20 protein-coding genes are annotated in these 17,198 nt (G+C 40.9%); 9 read left to right on the top strand and 11 right to left on the bottom strand.

The window, feature by feature from the left end; genetic code table 11:
- Positions 1-126 precede the first annotated feature (126 nt).
- The 4 genes from hpf to AC3IPL_RS02750 form a co-directional block, all read right to left on the bottom strand.
- Complete coding sequence (gene hpf / locus AC3IPL_RS02765) at positions 127-684, bottom strand: ribosome hibernation-promoting factor, HPF/YfiA family (RefSeq protein ID WP_489241598.1); 558 nt, start codon at positions 682-684, stop codon at positions 127-129.
- A 65-nt stretch (positions 685-749) separates the two neighbouring features.
- Positions 750-1,409 (bottom strand): ComF family protein, encoded by a 660-nt coding sequence (locus AC3IPL_RS02760; protein WP_489241597.1) that lies wholly within the window; start codon positions 1,407-1,409, stop codon positions 750-752.
- Complete coding sequence (locus AC3IPL_RS02755) at positions 1,406-2,632, bottom strand: DEAD/DEAH box helicase family protein (RefSeq protein ID WP_489241596.1); 1,227 nt, start codon at positions 2,630-2,632, stop codon at positions 1,406-1,408. The genes AC3IPL_RS02760 and AC3IPL_RS02755 overlap by 4 nt, the downstream gene beginning before the upstream one ends.
- A gap of 79 nt (positions 2,633-2,711) precedes the next feature.
- Positions 2,712-3,566, bottom strand: coding sequence for a DegV family protein (locus AC3IPL_RS02750; RefSeq protein WP_489241595.1), 855 nt, complete (start codon positions 3,564-3,566; stop codon positions 2,712-2,714).
- Between the two features lie 126 nt (positions 3,567-3,692).
- Between AC3IPL_RS02750 and AC3IPL_RS02745 the strand changes: the two genes are divergently transcribed.
- Entirely contained in the window at positions 3,693-4,325 is a 633-nt protein-coding gene (locus AC3IPL_RS02745; protein ID WP_489241594.1) for a YigZ family protein, read from the top strand.
- On the opposite strand, the gene AC3IPL_RS02740 is transcribed toward AC3IPL_RS02745, so the two are convergent.
- Positions 4,320-5,369, bottom strand: coding sequence for a glycosyltransferase family 4 protein (locus AC3IPL_RS02740; RefSeq protein ID WP_489241593.1), 1,050 nt, complete (start codon positions 5,367-5,369; stop codon positions 4,320-4,322). The genes AC3IPL_RS02745 and AC3IPL_RS02740 overlap by 6 nt on opposite strands.
- A gap of 275 nt (positions 5,370-5,644) precedes the next feature.
- On the opposite strand from AC3IPL_RS02740, the gene AC3IPL_RS02735 reads away from it, so the two are divergent.
- From AC3IPL_RS02735 to pepT, 5 genes are read left to right on the top strand one after another with little or no spacing between them, the layout of a single operon-like run.
- Positions 5,645-6,490: a YitT family protein gene (locus AC3IPL_RS02735; RefSeq protein ID WP_489241592.1), complete on the top strand. Its 846-nt coding sequence runs from the start codon at positions 5,645-5,647 to the stop codon at positions 6,488-6,490.
- A 29-nt stretch (positions 6,491-6,519) separates the two neighbouring features.
- Positions 6,520-7,578 carry a GGDEF domain-containing protein GdpS gene (gene gdpS / locus AC3IPL_RS02730; RefSeq protein WP_489241591.1) on the top strand — a complete coding sequence of 353 codons (1,059 nt, stop codon included), beginning with the start codon at positions 6,520-6,522 and terminating at the stop codon, positions 7,576-7,578.
- Positions 7,579-7,623: 45 nt separating this feature from the next.
- Positions 7,624-8,376 carry a threonine/serine exporter family protein gene (locus AC3IPL_RS02725; protein WP_489241589.1) on the top strand — a complete coding sequence of 251 codons (753 nt, stop codon included), beginning with the start codon at positions 7,624-7,626 and terminating at the stop codon, positions 8,374-8,376.
- Positions 8,358-8,840 (top strand): threonine/serine exporter family protein, encoded by a 483-nt coding sequence (locus AC3IPL_RS02720; RefSeq protein ID WP_489241588.1) that lies wholly within the window; start codon positions 8,358-8,360, stop codon positions 8,838-8,840. Before AC3IPL_RS02725 ends, AC3IPL_RS02720 begins: the two co-directional genes overlap by 19 nt.
- A 30-nt stretch (positions 8,841-8,870) precedes the next feature.
- Positions 8,871-10,094, top strand: a complete 1,224-nt coding sequence (gene pepT / locus AC3IPL_RS02715; protein ID WP_489241587.1) for a peptidase T — start codon at positions 8,871-8,873, stop codon at positions 10,092-10,094.
- 51 nt (positions 10,095-10,145) lie between these two features.
- Here pepT and AC3IPL_RS02710 read toward each other — a convergent pair whose 3' ends face one another.
- The gene (locus tag AC3IPL_RS02710; protein WP_489241585.1) at positions 10,146-11,216 is read right to left on the bottom strand and encodes a glycerate kinase; all 1,071 of its coding nucleotides are present in this window, start codon (positions 11,214-11,216) and stop codon (positions 10,146-10,148) included.
- 55 nt (positions 11,217-11,271) lie between these two features.
- Complete coding sequence (ytxJ, locus tag AC3IPL_RS02705) at positions 11,272-11,592, bottom strand: bacillithiol system redox-active protein YtxJ (protein WP_489241583.1); 321 nt, start codon at positions 11,590-11,592, stop codon at positions 11,272-11,274.
- 116 nt (positions 11,593-11,708) lie between these two features.
- Here ytxJ and AC3IPL_RS02700 point away from each other — a divergent pair, with 116 nt between their 5' ends.
- On the top strand, positions 11,709-11,912 hold the full coding sequence (locus tag AC3IPL_RS02700) for a hypothetical protein (protein ID WP_489241582.1): 204 nt from the start codon (positions 11,709-11,711) through the stop codon (positions 11,910-11,912).
- Positions 11,913-11,926: 14 nt separating this feature from the next.
- Here AC3IPL_RS02700 and AC3IPL_RS02695 read toward each other — a convergent pair whose 3' ends face one another.
- A complete protein-coding gene (locus AC3IPL_RS02695; protein WP_489241581.1) occupies positions 11,927-12,817 on the bottom strand; it encodes an EMYY motif lipoprotein in 891 nt (296 codons plus the stop codon).
- Between the two features lie 78 nt (positions 12,818-12,895).
- On the opposite strand from AC3IPL_RS02695, the gene AC3IPL_RS02690 reads away from it, so the two are divergent.
- Entirely contained in the window at positions 12,896-13,426 is a 531-nt protein-coding gene (locus AC3IPL_RS02690) for a GrpB family protein (RefSeq protein ID WP_489241580.1), read from the top strand.
- 26 nt (positions 13,427-13,452) lie between these two features.
- Positions 13,453-14,373, top strand: coding sequence for a UDP-N-acetylmuramate dehydrogenase (murB, locus tag AC3IPL_RS02685; protein WP_489241579.1), 921 nt, complete (start codon positions 13,453-13,455; stop codon positions 14,371-14,373).
- An 84-nt stretch (positions 14,374-14,457) separates the two neighbouring features.
- Here the strand turns inward: murB and AC3IPL_RS02680 are convergent, their stop codons facing one another.
- From AC3IPL_RS02680 to nrdF, 3 genes are all read right to left on the bottom strand, one after another.
- Entirely contained in the window at positions 14,458-15,162 is a 705-nt protein-coding gene (locus tag AC3IPL_RS02680) for a FixH family protein (RefSeq protein WP_489241578.1), read from the bottom strand.
- A gap of 188 nt (positions 15,163-15,350) precedes the next feature.
- Positions 15,351-16,103, bottom strand: a complete 753-nt coding sequence (locus AC3IPL_RS02675) for an SDR family NAD(P)-dependent oxidoreductase (protein WP_489241577.1) — start codon at positions 16,101-16,103, stop codon at positions 15,351-15,353.
- Positions 16,104-16,199: 96 nt separating this feature from the next.
- The gene (gene nrdF / locus AC3IPL_RS02670; RefSeq protein ID WP_489241575.1) at positions 16,200-17,186 is read right to left on the bottom strand and encodes a class 1b ribonucleoside-diphosphate reductase subunit beta; all 987 of its coding nucleotides are present in this window, start codon (positions 17,184-17,186) and stop codon (positions 16,200-16,202) included.
- Positions 17,187-17,198 lie beyond the last annotated feature (12 nt).

Raw genomic sequence — 17,198 nt, 5'->3', positions numbered from 1 at the left:
GCTGTTCTCTCCTTTAATTACGAAAAACTTTCGTCTACAACATCTAATAATATCACTTATTAGCCGCATATAAAAATATTTAAACAAAAAAGCACCTTCATTAAATGAAGGTGTTTAAAACTGTTATTATGCTTCAGTTGATGTTTCAATCAGTCCGTATTTACCATCTTTACGACGATAAACAATATTAGTGCCATTTGTTTCCGCGTCGTTGAAAATAAAGAAATCATGGCCCAGCATGTTCATCTGCAGAACTGCTTCTTCTGAATCCATTGGCTTTAAGTCGAACTGTTTAGAACGGATAATTTCAATGTCATCACTGCCTTCATCAGCATCTGCTCCAGGAACTGCTGGAAAGACATCTTTCTCTACGCCTTTTTCACGGAATTTACGATTGACTTTTGTTTTATGTTTGCGGACTTGGCGTTCAAGCTTCTCTACAATCAAGTCAACAGCAGCATATAAATCTGCATGTCGCTCCTCAGCCCGCAATGTCAGATTTTTCAGTGGAATCGTTACTTCGACTTTTGCTTTAGAATCTTGATAAGTCTTGATCTTCACATGGGCATTCGCATCCGGCACCTCTGCAAAGTAACGCTCAAGCTTACTCAATTTCTCTTCAATATAGTTCCGAATTGCATCTGTCACCGTAATGTTGTCACCATGAATTTCATATCTGAACATATTGCATCGCTCCTTCTGAAACCAATTTCTATGATGTTTCTTCCTACTTATAGATTACCAAATATTCAGACTCTTGCAAAGGTTAACACACTGACCTTGCTCACATTTTCTTTTCTCAATGTTTCTGCTGCCCGGTGGACGGTTAATCCTGTCGTATATATATCATCGACCAGCAGAATATTCTGTCCTGTTTCTCCTTCGACATAGAACGGATTACCCTCTTTCAGCCGTTCTGCTTTCGTCAGACCTGCCTGTTTGATCCGGTGCTTAGTCTTAAGCGGCATATGAAAGGGCAGTCCTGTCACTCTTATAATTTCGGTGATATGGTCAAAGCCGCGTTGTCGTATTTTTTCGGGACTTGACGGCATCGGAATCAGCATGTCATAGTCCATCTGCTTCATATGAGGCTTCAACAGTTCAGCGAACACTTCAGCAAGAACGATATCTCTATGGAACTTGTATTTAGCGATAAGTTCTTTCGTCCAGTCATCATAATCGTAGAGACAAATATGCTGATTGAGCGGCATAAATATAGTACTCATAAATAAACAGTCGGTACACGACTCTTCTTCAGGCTGCAGTTTCTTATGGCAATGGGGACACCGCCTGACCTCTTCAAAGCAAAATGATTTCCGGCAATGGCTGCATATTACTGACTGCTGTTTGAAGTATGTGTTGAATGATAACTGTTCATATTCTTCAGTCAGACAAATGTGACAGATCATTTCACCCACCCCCGCTTCTTCGCCTCCTTATTCATCTGTTTGATTTCTGCTGAAGCAGCGCGCATACTTTGGGACACTCCGCTATGAAAGAAGATGACTTCACTATCATAATAGTCGCGCTTTCTATCAACTCGTCCTGCCATTTGAATGAGGCATTCATTTGTGAAACTTCCTGCATCGACCACCCACACACTTAATCCGACCATAGTGAAACCACGTTCAAGAATGGTCGTTGTAAAGACGAGGTGATGACGACCCGCTCTAATGGCCTCTACTTTTTCGTGTCTCAACGCATCACCTGCGTACACTGTCAGCGGATGGTAGGCGCTATATTTGTCTGCTGCTTCTTCCATCACTTCAATGTTGTTGAAAAATACTAGTATGGTGCCTTGCTTTATAGCATTCAGCCGTGCAGTAAGTCCACCTTTCAATATCGATCTCACCGACAGATATTTGAACTGAGGAAGGGGAAGAGGACGGCCGTGATAGCGGGCAGGTAACGTAATGATTTCTTGTTGAGCAAATTGCTTCTTCATAAATTTTGGGGGTGTCGCCGTCAAATAAATCATCGTACTGTCGGTCGCAGCTGCTCGATTGACACATTTCATCAGCCGCGGATCAGCTGGTAATGGGAATGCATCCACTTCATCTACAACAATCAGACCGAAGTGTTGATAATAGCGGTAGAGCTGCTGCACTGTACAAATGACAAAGTGACTGCTGTAAGTTAAAGTCTGCCCTTCGTATAACACATCAATAGCTGTATTAAAGTAAGTATTCATTCTTAAATACAGTTCTTTGACGACATCTACCCGCGGTGAAACGAGAGCAACATTCATCCCTCTACTCCGCGCTGTCTGTATCCCTTTTAGTATCATTTCAGTCTTACCGGCACCTGTTACAGCATGGAGCAGACGCTGTCCTCCGTCTATGACAGCATGCTCAATCAACTGCGAGGCATATTCCTGCTGTTCCGTCAGCTCAAAGCCCAGATGATAATCCAGCAATTCTGGAATCAGTTGTTGTTCCGTCAGCTGATACGTTGTTTCCGTCGTTGACCATGTCATCATAATACAGACTCTGCAGTAAGTGATATCCTTTTGGAACTGATGATGGTAGTAAGTATGAAATAACTGTTGATCTTCATTCAGACAGTAATTACATACATAAGTTTTCTTTTTGACGACACCAGTCATTCCTTCGTCTCCTATTTCAAGCAGCATAATAACCTCCATAAAAAAACAGCACACAAATAATGTGTGCTGTTCGTATAATGAAATTAAAATAAGACGATGAACTACATTAAATATTAAGACGTCGTTTCGTTACACCAAACCCTAATGCTTTCTCACCAAGATGAGTGCCGATCACCGGCCCGAATTCTGTTACAATCCAGTTGATTTCCGGATGTTCAGATTCAAGTTTCTGCTTCCATTCAATGGCAGCTGCTTCATCGTTCGCATGAATAATGCAGGCCGTCACTTCTTCCGCCCCGTCAATAAAAGTTTCAATCAGCGATTCGATTTCTTTCATTGCCTTTTTCTTCGTGCGGACCTTGTCAAAAGGAACAATCGCTGTATCTTTAAAAGTCAAAATCGGTTTCACCTGCAGCATACTGCCGATTAACGCCTGAGCACCATTTAAGCGGCCGCCTTTTTGAAGGTTCTTAAGATCATCTACAAGAAAATACGCTGTAGTATCCCGCTTCATCATGTCAAGTTCTGTCATGATTTCTTCAACTGTATGCGTTTTCTTCATTTCATTTGCACGAATGGCATAAAACCCTTGAGGTGTACATGAAATTTCAGAATCAAATGCATGAACGTTGATTCCGTCCACCATCATTCCTGCTGCGATGGCACTTTGGTAAGTCCCGCTTATACCGCTTGATAGATGAACAGCAATGACATCCGTCACGCCTCCATTCATCAGCTGCTTGAGAAGGTTGACATAATCACCGATGGCCGGCTGACTCGTTGAAGGAAGTTCTTTTTTAGTTTTCATCTGGTGATAGAATTCACTGCTGGAAAGCTCTATTATTTCTTTATATGATATCCCATCAAATAGTACGATGAGCGGTATGACATGGATACCTTCATTCGCTGCCAGTTGTTCCGGCAGATAAGCTGTCGAATCTGTAATAACTGCAATGCTCATGATTTTCCTCCTTACCCACAGTTCAATAATACCATGTTAATCCAAAAAATAAAGCACAAAACATTGTGTGAGTAATTACCTTTGACTATACTGTTGTAAACAAATGAATTAAAGGAATGATCTCTTATGACAGACAATTACATTACTATAAAAGACGAAACTGAATACGAAGAAATCATCAACAAATCACGATTTATCACGAATCTTCATCGTGTCGCCACTGAAGAAGAGGCAAAAGAATTCATCGCGCTGATTAAATCACGGCACAAAGGAGCCAATCATCACTGTTCAGCTTATACGATCGGCACTGAACACCACATTCAAAAAGCCAATGATGACGGTGAGCCTTCTGGAACAGCAGGAGTCCCTATCCTTGAAACATTGAAAAAAGAAGATATTCATAATGTCGTGGCTGTCGTCACACGTTATTTCGGTGGTATCAAGCTCGGCACCGGCGGATTAATACGCGCTTATCAGTCGGGTGTCTCTGAAGCGATCCATCAGGTAGGTAAAACTCATATGCAGCAAGCTGAACGTTACGTCATTACTATGAACTATGAGCAGACCGGTAAATTCGAACATCAAATCGAGGCAACACCTTATGACGTCGTTGATCAGTCCTATACAGATAAAGTGAGCTATACCATTGATGTTGTAACAGAACAGGCAGAAGCTTTTGAAGCATTTGTCGGCAATCAGACAAATGGTCAAGCAGCCATCAAAAAAGAAGCATCACTGATGCTTCCCTTTGATTTATGATTTTTTGAAAATCTTAGCATAACTTTTAAGGAGAGGTCTATAACTCTCATCAATAAGACCTGTCAGTTCGACAATCATCTCAATCGTAATCAATATCATGAAACCAATCAGTACAGCACCCCAGCTTGTTGATAAGTATAAAATGATGGAGGCAATGCTGAATAAAATAGCGATGGAATAAATAAGGATGACGGTCTGCGGATGTGTATACCCCAGCTCCAGTAATTTATGATGGAGATGAGATTTATCCGCCTGCATGATCGGCTTCCCTTGACGGTAACGTCTAATCATCGCAACGAGCATATCGATGAACGGCACAGCAAGAATGATAATCGGGAAGAACAATGAAATCAGCGTAATGTTCTTAAAGCCGAGCAGACTGAGTACGCCGATAATATAACCCAGCATCAATGCTCCATTATCTCCGAGGAAAATCTTAGCAGGATAAAAGTTATAGCGGATAAAGCCGAGAATTGAGCCGATCAGTACACTGCAGATCATCATAATAAATATATTCTGCTGTAATATAGAAATAAATCCTATCGTACAAAGTGCGATCAATGACACACCTGCAGCTAATCCATCAAGTCCGTCTATAAGATTGATGGCATTCGTGACAGCCACGATCCAAAGAATGGTCATCGGAACACTGAAGATCCCGAATTCAATAATAATGCCAAAAGGTAATGTGATTAAATCAAGCGTAATATCGTAATAGACTACAATGGAACTGATAGCGATCTGCCCGATTAATTTGACGATGGGCTTTAAATCGTATAGGTCATCAATCAGTCCTAGAAAATTGATTAATATGGCACCGATCACTATAGGTAAATATTCCCGTTCAAGAGGATGACCGATGACTAGACCGACTAAAAAGGAAATCAGCAGGACGACACCACCGAGCATGGAAACAGGAACTGTATGCACTTTTCTTTTATTAGGTTTATCAAGTGCTCCAATCAATGGAGACACCTTAATCATGAGCGGAGTTATAATTAATGAGATAACAGCCGTTATGAAGATTAATTTTAATGTAAACATAGGCCACCCCAACGTTCAAACTATTATATAATATAGCATATTAAAAACTATTTAGGTATTATTTTTATGATTCAGAAGCTGGGAAAGATTGACGAAAAACAGGATTTGATACATAATAATACGGTTAATATAAATATCATCTGTTGAAGATAAAATCATTAATACATTGACTGAGTAACTATAATCGATGACTGTTAATGACAGTTGACTGTCAAAGAGTAAAGCTCTCGCTTTACTCTATTTTTTAGGGACTAAACATTAAGGGGATACGCATTATGAAAGCTCTGGACTATTTATACACTATCATCGGCTCCATTCTTGTTGCCTTGAGTTACAATTTATTTTTACTGCCTTCACAACTTGCTGCCGGCGGTATTTCAGGTATTAGTACGATATTAAATGAAATGTTCCAAATAGAGCCTTCGATCGTTCAGGCTGTCATCAATATACCGATCTTTATTGCGGGCTGGATCATTCTTGGGCGAGATTTCAGCTTGAAAACGATTGTCGCGACTTTTCTTATTCCATTTATCATCTTTATAACATCTGACTTTGTAGACAACGGCATTCACAATTCATTGCTGGGTGCCATCTATGGCGGCATCATTTTAGGATTAGGCTTAGGACTCGTCTACAGAGGGAATGGTTCCACAGGTGGTACAGCGACACTTGCTCAAATCGTCAAAAAATATACCGGCTTATCCAGTGGCTTCTGTCAGTTGATAGTCGATGCTTTTGTCGTGATCGCCAGTGCCTTTGTCTTCGATTTTGAGCTCGCTCTTTACGCTTTGATCTCCATCTACGTGACCAGCAAGGTCATTGATTTTGTACAGCTGCATGCCGGCGATAACAAACTTGTTTTCATCATTACGGATCAGGAACAGACGGTTACCCAGTTAATCTATGATTCTGTTGAACGGGGCGTGACCCGGGTCAGTTCGTTCGGCAGCTATTCAAATACTGAAAAAGCACTGCTGTTTTCTGTCATGGAACAAAAAGAAGCGATATACTTCAAACAGGCAATCACGCGTACGGAACCCGATGCATTTGTCATATTTCTGAATGCATCTGACATCATCGGCCGCGGATTCACCAAGTCAAAATGGTATGGCACAGATTAAACAGAATTATAATGCTTAGGAGTGGTTTTATGATCGAAGCAGTTATTTTTAATATTGCTGTTGCTATCAGTGGCATCTATCTTTTTCATCGGATGCAGTTCTTCGAAGAAAAAGAAATTGTTTTCTCTAAAAATTATATAACAATACTGATGACATTGATCAGTTTTTTGTTGATGACTTACCCGATTGAATTCCAATCTATCTCATTTAACCTTGCGTTTGTTCCGCTGTTATTTCTTGGACGCTATACCAACGCCTTATATACGTTCACCAGTGCAATTGTTCTGGCAATACTGCAGCTCGTTGTATTTAACGCTGGATGGATCGACAGCTTAGTTCTTTTAGCTATCGGCATTGCTGTGGGTATAGTCGGACCGTTCATTCAAATGAGCCATTTCGCCAGCATCCAATTATTGAACAGTATCGCATTAAGCGTTATATTAATCAGCCTTCTGTTCCGCGATATGGCCGATGGACTGCTATTTGCTGCATTATTGATTTCTATATCATTTATTATGACCATCTGCAGCGGGTTAATGTTCGTTGATATTTGGCAGATTTCAAAGCTCATCCAGCGCTATGAAAATGAAGAATCCATCGATTATTTAACAGGACTCGGCAATGTCCGTGAATTTGACCGCCAGCTCAATGCGACCAGCCGCTATGAACATCAAGCCATCAGTCTGTTGTTGATTGATATTGACGAATTCAAAGAAGTGAACGACCAGCACGGCCACGTAGCCGGTGATGCAGTTTTAAGACAAATTGGTCAAGTGCTCATCAACTATATTCCAGTGCATACACAGGCCTTTAGAAACGGCGGCGAAGAATTCTCAGTGATTCTTGTAGACGTCACACTTGATACAGCGATTAAACTGGCTGAGAGCATTCGTCAAGGGGTCAGAAATACGACATTCCATCTTCCGAATAAAGAAACAATTTCATTGACTGTCTCTATCGGTGTCGGTTATCTTCAAAAAGAAGAAATGAAATCTCACCGTAAAATCTTCAAAGATGCAGATGATATGCTGTATGCTGCAAAGGAACAGGGTCATGATACGGTCATGTTCAATCCCATCATCAAATAACGGAAAGTCACACTTTCTGTTATTTTTTTTATTCATGAGGAGGTTATGATGACGAACTACGATACAAATAAAATTATTGATGTAATTATGCTCGCCGGTAAAATTCTTCTTGAGAACGGCGCAGAAACCTATCGCGTGGAAGACACAATGACGCGTATTGCTTCGCACTATGGATTGAACAATACGCATAGTTTTGTCGTACCTACTGCTATCATCTTCTCGCTGAGCGATAAATCAGAGACGCGGTTGATGAGAATTGATACACGAATCACTGACCTTGAAAAAATAGCCGAGACCAATTCCATTTCAAGGGCCATCACGGCAGACACTATCTCTCTTGACACTGCCAAGCACTCTTTGCAGGAACTGGATGCGGCCGATCTGCAGTTTGCTTTATGGCTCAAGGTTCTGGCTGCTGGACTCGTCAGCTTCTTCTTTCTATTGATGTTTGAAGGCACCTATATCGACTTATTGCCTGCCTTTCTAGCAGGAAGTGTCGGATTTTTACTTGCTGAATTGATACAGATTCATACACGCATCAAGTTCTTCTCTGAATTTGCAGCGGCCATTGTCATTGCGTTGATTGCTCATTTGTTTGTGCTTCAACTGGGCAGTGAATCCATTAATAAAATCATTATTGCAGGCGTCATGCCGCTTGTTCCAGGTGTATTAATTACGAATGCCATCCGCGATTTAATGGCTTCTCATCTGCAGGCAGGCATCATTAAAGGAGTAGAAGCAGGATTAACTGCTTTTGCAATAGGTGCGGGGGTGGCATTATGCTTAACGATATTTTAGCAGTCTCGATTCAAGTGCTGTTTCAGTTTGTCACGAGTTTTTTTGCGACGTTATTTTTCTCAATCATTTTCAATGCACCGAAACGCCTGTTAGTTCCTTGCGGTATTGTCGGAGCAGTGGGCTGGGTCGTCTATTACTTCACCCTGCAGTTGATGACGAATGTCGGTGCATCATTTCTTAGTGCTTTCTGTCTAGGCGCGATGGCCCATCTAATGGCACGCTATTATAAGCGGCCGGTCATCATCTTTTATGTCTCCGGCATCATTCCACTCGTTCCTGGCGGTCTTGCTTATGATGCCACTAAATCAATGATCATCCATAACTACGATGCAGCGTTACAGAAGAGTTTTGAAGCGATGATGATATCTGGTGCCATTGCTTTTGCGTTAATTGTCGTTGAAATTATTTTCCAGTCATATTTTAAAGTGCGAAGAAGAGTGCAATTATATCGAAATCCGATATAATATAATTATCAATGATTAGGGGGCATTAATTTGAAACAGCAAATAATTGAACGATTGACGCGTTATGTGAAAATCGATACACAGTCTGATGCATTCAGTGAATCAACGCCGTCAACAGACAAACAATGGGATCTGCTTCGTCTGCTTGAAGCAGAGATTCAAGCACTTGGTCTTGACGTCTCTATTGACGACAAAGGATATTTGATGGCCACTCTGCCGGCAAATACCGACAAAAAAGTCCCGGTCATCGGGCTGCTCGCACATGTAGATACAGCGACTGATTTCACAGGAACAAACGTTTCTCCACAAGTGATTGACAACTATGATGGTGAAGATATCACATTGTCAAGCAGCCTTGTCATCGATACAGCAACATTCCCGGAACTGAAAAATTACAAAGGGCATACTCTGATGACGACAGATGGAACAACACTTCTTGGTGCTGACAATAAAGCTGGAATTACAGCTATTATGGAATCCGTAATTTATTTACAGGCACACCCGGAAATCAAACACGGTGACATTCGTTTTGCCTTTACACCTGATGAAGAAATTGGCCGCGGGCCCCATCATTTCGATGTTGCACGTTTTGCAGCAGATTTCGCTTATACTATTGACGGGGGACGTCTCGGTGAACTGCAGTACGAGAGCTTTAATGCAGCAGGTGTAGAAGCACGTTTCTACGGCGTCAATGTCCATCCAGGTTCTGCGAAAGACAAGATGATCAATGCATTGACACTCGGTATCGAATTTAACAGTGCACTGCCGGTAGACGAAGTTCCTGAGAAAACTGACAACTACGAAGGATTCTATCATTTAATGGCGATGGAAGGATCTGTAGAAGAAGCAGTGCTCCGCTATATCATTCGTGACCACGACAAAGAAAAGTTTGCTGCACGTAAAACATTGATGGAGCAGGCAGCAAAAGATATCGCCGTGAAATATGGTGATGACAAAGTTAAGTTGACTATTGAAGATCAATACTTCAATATGGGTGAAAAAATCACTCCACATCCTGAACTTATTGAAATCCCGCAGCAAGTGATGAATGAACTTGGTATCGAACCGATTGTTGAACCAATCCGTGGGGGTACAGACGGGTCACAATTATCTTACATGGGATTACCGACGCCAAATATCTTTACGGGTGCTGACAATTTTCATGGACCGTACGAATTTGCTTCAATCGATGATTTGGAAAAGTCAGTTCAGACAATCGTCGGCATTGTTTCTAAGTTTGAAGCTAATGCTTAATATTGCTATACAAAAAAGACATTCAAACAGCGTTTGAATGTCTTTTTGATTTCACATCATTAACTTCAGTATTGTCTTGATAGTGTTTTGCAACTGTATACCGATCTGCAGGTCATTCGTTTCACTAGTCATCTCTGGATAGACATTCAAATGATAGATGTGGTCAGCATCACTAGGCAGCTGACTCCCTGCTGTCAAATAGATATATATTTTATCCGGCTGACTGTGTGCCATGAATGCCTGAGAGACAAGTGAACCTTTTGAAGCAGTCTCTGTACCACCACCAAAAATAATCATATCCGCTTCTTCAATCAGTCCTTCAATATCCGTCTCTCGGAATATCAGTTCTTTTGATGTCAGGACTTCAGCTGACAGCACTTCACTGAATACTGCTCGCAGCCCCCCGCCATCTCCACCGTCTGATGGTCGAGTAAGATTAATACCTATTTTCTTGAACTGTTCATTCAAATACCAGATAGTGTTATCGATACTTTTCTGATCTTCTTCATCGATCGTCAAATCTGCTACATGGCTGTGATTACCATATAAATAATAGGACCGGTCGCTGATAACAGTGAACTTGCTCGTATGAAGCCGGTCATCCAAATAAGAGAGATCAATATTTCTGATTTTCTTAATATCAACAGCAGATAACGGTCCAGTCATCTGATCTCCGTTCATATCATAAAATCTCGCTCCTAACAGCTCGAGCATACCTACGCCGCCGTCCATAATGGTAGTACGTCCAAGTGCAATGGTGAATGATTCATAACCTAGATCAAGGCCATTTAAGATGACCTGCCCAAGTCCAGCTGACGACGTTTCCTTAAGATCGATGACGTCATCAAACAATGTCGAGCAGTCGATGAACAGTTTCTTGTCGATTCCTGCGATGACGACTCGTTTCTGCTGCAGATGACCCCCTGGTACATTCCATTGATAGCGTTTGCCTGAGTTCCACTGCAGGACACCATCTATCATATCTTTAGTTCCGTCGAATAATGATAACTTGATGACCTCACTGTGTGAGGCGGTTTGTTTGATTCCTTCTTCCACAAAGATATTCGCTGCGTGTGAACTGAGTTTATCACCGAACCGGTCAAGTGCCACTAATATGTTCATGATTTCCCTCCAAAATAAATAACTAATAGCCTCAGCTATTAGTTTATATGGTTTGTTATTCCTCTGCTGCTGAGAGAGAATGGACTGTTATCTGATTATGACTTGCATTCCAGACAGCCTTCTGATTAACAAAGTAAAAGGCTTGCGGTGATTCATGCTTAATATCAGTCTGCTCAGCAATATAGTTGGATAGTTCGCGTGCCTCTTGAACAGTCAAGTAATAGCCGTCCATATCACGTTCGTATAAAAAGTTGTTATACTGGTCAAATGCATTCATTGAAATAGGACAAGTAGTCGAATGTTTCATCAGAAAAAACTTATCCTGTTCCTGTAGTAAATTATCAAATTGTTCTACACTATTAATTTTTATTACCATCTTTTCACCTCATCAAATAGGTTAACTATTTGTTTTTCATATGACCTTTTTTTAATTTAATACCCTTAATGACTTATAATTAGTCATGCTATAATAATAAGAAAGGAGGTATTAAATTGAATAGAACTCAGTTACCTGTTAAGCGCTGGAGCTTTCTTGATACGATCAATCTCTGTCTGATGATATTTGTGATTTTATTTGTCATCGACTTTAACAATAACGCTATGATTTCCTGGCTGGTCATCACTGCTTTCGGAATCTGGATATTAACAGTTATTGCGAGAAATGTCTACATTTCAAGAAATCATGATAAGCAATAAGCGAAGAGAAGGTCTTATGCCTTCTCTTCTAATTTGTTCAATGCATCGTAATATTTTTCGTCGATGGATTTGATCTGTTTTGTATTTTCGAGAATACGTTGAATCGGCATGTTCTGAAGCTGCTCTTCAATACCCATCGCATGTTTACGTTCTTTGTAGTAATTGATGAGACTGTAATAGATTTCAGTCTGAGCTTTACGCATCTGTATCACGTTGGACGAACTGATATTGGTCTGATTCAGTTTCTCAACATGTGAGCTCAGCAGCGGCAGTAATGTATCATCGATATACGTCTGCTTCTCTTGAGTACTTGCACTACCCATCAAAAATTCAACCTTACTTTTTAATGATTCACTGTTGGCATTGATGAGATCGGTCAGTGTATTATAATCTGACCGTTCTTTCTTGTTGTCGATGGCACGGTCTGCAAACTTTTCACTCTTCGCCTTGTTTTTCTCGAATACTTCCGTATAGCCGAGTATTTCTTCATTTGATACAATCGACTCATTATATAACTTAATATAATCATATATATCTTTGATAAATTCTTTCTTTTTCTTGAAGTTATCAAGATAAATATCATGAACATCGGCCACTTCTTTAGTTTGAACATCTACAGCATTCAGTTTTTTTTCATAGACAGCCAGCTGCGGCCTGACTTTATTTTCAAGAGATGATTCTATCGATTTCAATTTTTCCTTTTTGGCTTCAGTTACTTCTGTCCCAATTAACTGATCAGCTTTCTCAAGCTTCAGCTGGTCGATTGATTCCACAAGTTTCTTTTCTTCTGATTGAACATCTGTCATCTGGGATTTATAATCATTAATGTCTGACTTGACTTCATTACCGCATGCGGTAAGCACAGTAAGACATGACAGCAGTATTAGATGAATTATTATTTTCATTTATCTTCTCCTTGCTAAAAACATTATACCTAAAATTATAATGAAGTGAAATACTTATCCAAAAACAGAGGTACGACAATGATTAAACAAACACCTAATTTAACGCTGAACGACCATCCCGAACATTTCGTCATCCGATATGAAGCGATTAGAACACTGCTGCTCAATTTGCTGGACTCACCTGTCACAGCCGTTCATCATATCGGCGGAACTGCACTTTCTCATGCACTCACATCGTCTGTCATTGATGTATTGGTCATCGTCCCTAACCTTCATGCCATGACTACTTTGGATGAAAAACGATTGAACAACAGTGGATTTTATAGACTTCATCATCCTTATCAAAAGAAATGTGTTTTTGCGCAATTTACTGATTTACAGACTTTAAATGAACAATGTCGTCTTCATATCGTTGAAGCGGATAGTGATAAGGCAGCACGTTATTTAGCCGCTCATCAGCTGCTTAAAGAACAGCCGGCTCTCATCAACCAGTTCAATGACTTTAAAGAGACGCTTGTCGGACTGACAAAAAAAGAGTATGAGGAAGAGAAATCCAATTGGTTCAGCTCTGCTATCGCCAATCAGTTGAATTGTTGCTATAATAAATAGCAATTAGAATGAAAGGGCGTAACCCATTGACTCTTAATAAACTATACGAATCATTAACACAAGTTATTCCGGCGGCTCTCATTAAAGTAAACGAGCCATTAAAAAAATATACTTACACTAAAACAGGCGGCAATGCGGATTATTATATTTCTCCAGTCCGCTACGAAGAAGTAAGTGCTGTGATGAAATTTGCAAAAGAGCGTCAGATTCCTGTGACTTTTCTAGGTAATGGATCTAACATCATCATTAGAGACGGCGGCATTCGCGGCATTGTTCTCAGCTTGTTGAACTTAAAAGACATCCAAGTGGAATATGATCAAATTATTGCAGGCAGCGGGGCCGCCATCATCGATGTATCAAGAGCAGCGCGCGACCATCATTTGACGGGTCTGGAATTTGCATGCGGCATCCCTGGTTCTGTCGGCGGTGCAGTCTATATGAACGCAGGTGCCTATGGCGGCGAAATCAAAGATTGCATCGATCACGCAAAAGTCATCGATGAGAACGGTGATATATATACGCTCGATACAGAAGCATTGGAACTGGATTACAGAACAAGTGCGATACAAAAACGTCATCTTGTCGTTCTTGAAGCAACTTTCAATTTCAGCCGCGGTGATATTACGGTCATTCAGGCAAAAATGGATGATTTAACGCAGCGACGTGAAGACAAGCAGCCACTTGAATATCCATCATGCGGCAGTGTCTTCAGACGACCTCCCAATCATTTTGCCGGCCAGCTGATACAGGAAGCGGGTCTTCAAGGTCATCGTATCGGTGGTGTTGAAGTATCGAAGAAACATGCTGGGTTCATCGTCAATGTTGATCACGGGACAGCAACAGATTATGAAGAAATGATCGCCTATGTGCAGCGGATAGTGCTGGAACAAACAGGAATCGAACTTCAACCGGAAGTCAGAATCATCGGAGAAAAGACAGCAGAGTGATCTGCTGTCTTTTATTGAATCAATGCATATCCTGCTTAAGGAAGTTATTATAATGAAACAGCAGCAGGCTGATGCCTGCTGCTGTTATTTTACGGTGAACATAGTTTCGGTATGTACATGGAACCCTTCTTTATCTTCCGCATGTCCAGTCACTTCATACGTTCCTGACTGCTTGAAGACCGCTGTTCCTTCGTAAGTTCCTGCTTCTTTTTCTGTTAAATCAATCCACCGCACTTTGCCGTCCGGCTGCTTGACTTCAAGACGTGTCATCGCATCTGATTTCGCACGGCCTTTTTCGTCTTCTACATGAACCGTCACCATTGTTTCTTTGTCTTTCTCGGCTGTAATCGGCATCACATGAATAGTTCCTTCATGATGTGCATGTGTGTGTCCACCTTGTCCGACGACAATTGTCTGGTCGGGCATGGTATGCTGACTTTTTGCAGTGACATGGCTGATTACTTTGTAGCTGCCGTCATCTTTAAATGTGTAATCCAGTTTGTAAATTCCATCTTCAGTTTCTTTTACCGTTTTTTTCACTGAATCATCAGAATTTCCGTCTTTGATGATTTCAAAGATGACTTCATCTGCCTTAATGGCTTTATCAGCTTGTGTGACTTTGGCCTGCAATGTGACTTTCTGATCTGCTTCCCCTTTGTCCGGTACTGTCAAATTCACTTCAACAGGTTCAACAGAAGCACTTTTCGTATGACCTTCATGTGACTCTTCAGTCTGCCCGCAAGCAGAGAGTACGAGTCCTGCTGTTAATAGCAATGCTGTTTTTTTCATTTCTGTTACTCCTTATCCATTGATTCATCACATCACTTATCATAGCGGTATATTGATTAGTTATTCAATGACAGAATCATGACAGTCGGCAGCTTGAATACAATCGTTTTGATTTTAGACATATTTCGTCGTGACATCACGAAAACAGAGACGCGATCATATCACAGAGAAGCTGGTCCCTCTACTTGTTATATCGCAGTGACTCCGCCGTCAATGACAATCTCAGATCCTGTAATAAATTGTGACTCATCACTCGCTAAAAAGACAACGGCCGGTGCTACATCTTCTATTTTCCCAATACGTTTTAACGGCGTTTTATCGATATACCAGTTGTTTGTCTGTTCATTTTCAAGCTGATCTTTAATCATATCCGTTTCAATGAAACCCGGCAGCACCGCATTGACACGTACATTATATTTCGCAAACTCACCTGCTGCTGATTTGGTCATTGTTCGTACAGCACCTTTAGAGGCACCGTACGGACTCAATCCTAAGCCCACCATGCTCGCAATAGACGATACATTAACAATACTTCCTGACTGCTGCTCTTTCATCGCTAAGATGACTGTACGCATGCCGAGATATGTTCCCCATACATTCGTTTCCATGACACTTCGGAATTCATCGAGCGTGGTGTTGTGATAAGATTCAACTTTGCCGATGATACCTGCATTATTAATCAGCACATCGATACGGCCAAACTGTTCCTTAATTTCTTGAACGATACGCTGCCAGTCAATTTCCTTGGAAATATCATGGATCATTATTTTATGGTCTTTGTCTGAAATTCCTTTTAATTCTGATTCAAGTGTTTCAAGTGCCTGGACGTTGACATCTGTTGCTATTACGACTGCCCCTTGTTCTGCACACAGTAGTGCCTCTTTTCTGCCCTGGCCTCCTGCAGCACCTGTAATCAATACAACTTTGTCATTTAAACGCATCCCAACCATCCTCTCTTATAGATTCATTGTAACGTGTATAAGGCAACAAAAAAAGAGGAATTTCTCCTCTTCTTTGCTGTGAGTCTATTCGTATCATTAGAGCTGAGGTACTTTATCTTCATCAAAAATAAAGTCTTCATCTCTTAGCGCTTCGACATTTAATGCGATGACATAGCCGTCACCTTTGACGCTGAAGAAGTCATGGTTCTTCGTGCTCGTATTCAATGCATTTTCAATGATTGGATTGAATCCACGTTCTTCGAAATACGGTTCGAAACCAAGATTTGCGAGTGCTTTATTAGCGTTATATGCAACATAATTCATCACGTCTTGAGTAAGACCAATCTTATCATACAACTTCTTCGTATAACGCTCCTCGTTTTCAAACAATGTTGTCAGTAGATGATACATTTCTTTATCTGCTTTCGTTTTCTCATCATCTGACAGTTCGTTACGAAGGCTTTGTGCATCAAGCCCTGTAAATACACCATGAATACTTTCGTCAAGCAGAATTTTGCGGATGATTTCTCCAGAAGTTGTCATACGACCTTGTCCTGCTAAATATAATGGATAATAAAAACCTGAATAAAATAAGAATGACTCAAGGAAGACACTCGCGACTCGTGCCATGTACTGGTCATAAACCGTTGACTCCTGATGCCACAACTTGTGATAGCGTTCAAGAATCATGTCGGATTTAATCTTCAGTTCAGGTTGTTCTACAACCCAGACATCCAGCAGCTCATTAGTTTCCTGTGAAGACAACAGCGTAGTAAAGATATGCGAATAACTTTTCGCATGAATCTGTTCCATCATTGCCATGAATGAATAGACCGCTTTTTTTCGAAGATCTTTCGTATGCAGCATAATCAGCGGCATTCCATCATCTGCTTGATGCGTGTCAAGACCTGTCAGTCCTGACAATACTTTTTTGAATGTATCCTGTTCATCAGCGGATAATTCTTTCCAGCTTGCGATATCCTTAGAGACTTTAAATTCAGATTCAACCCACATTTGAGAGATGTTCTGACGCCAGAACATATTGGTCATATCTTCCTGCGTGTTCCAATTGACAGCCTTCATAGTAACCCTCTT

The organism is Macrococcus sp. GL_134, from assembly GCF_057834705.1.
The sequence above is the reverse complement of the archived record's forward strand: the minus strand, read 5'-3'. Positions and strand labels throughout refer to the sequence as shown.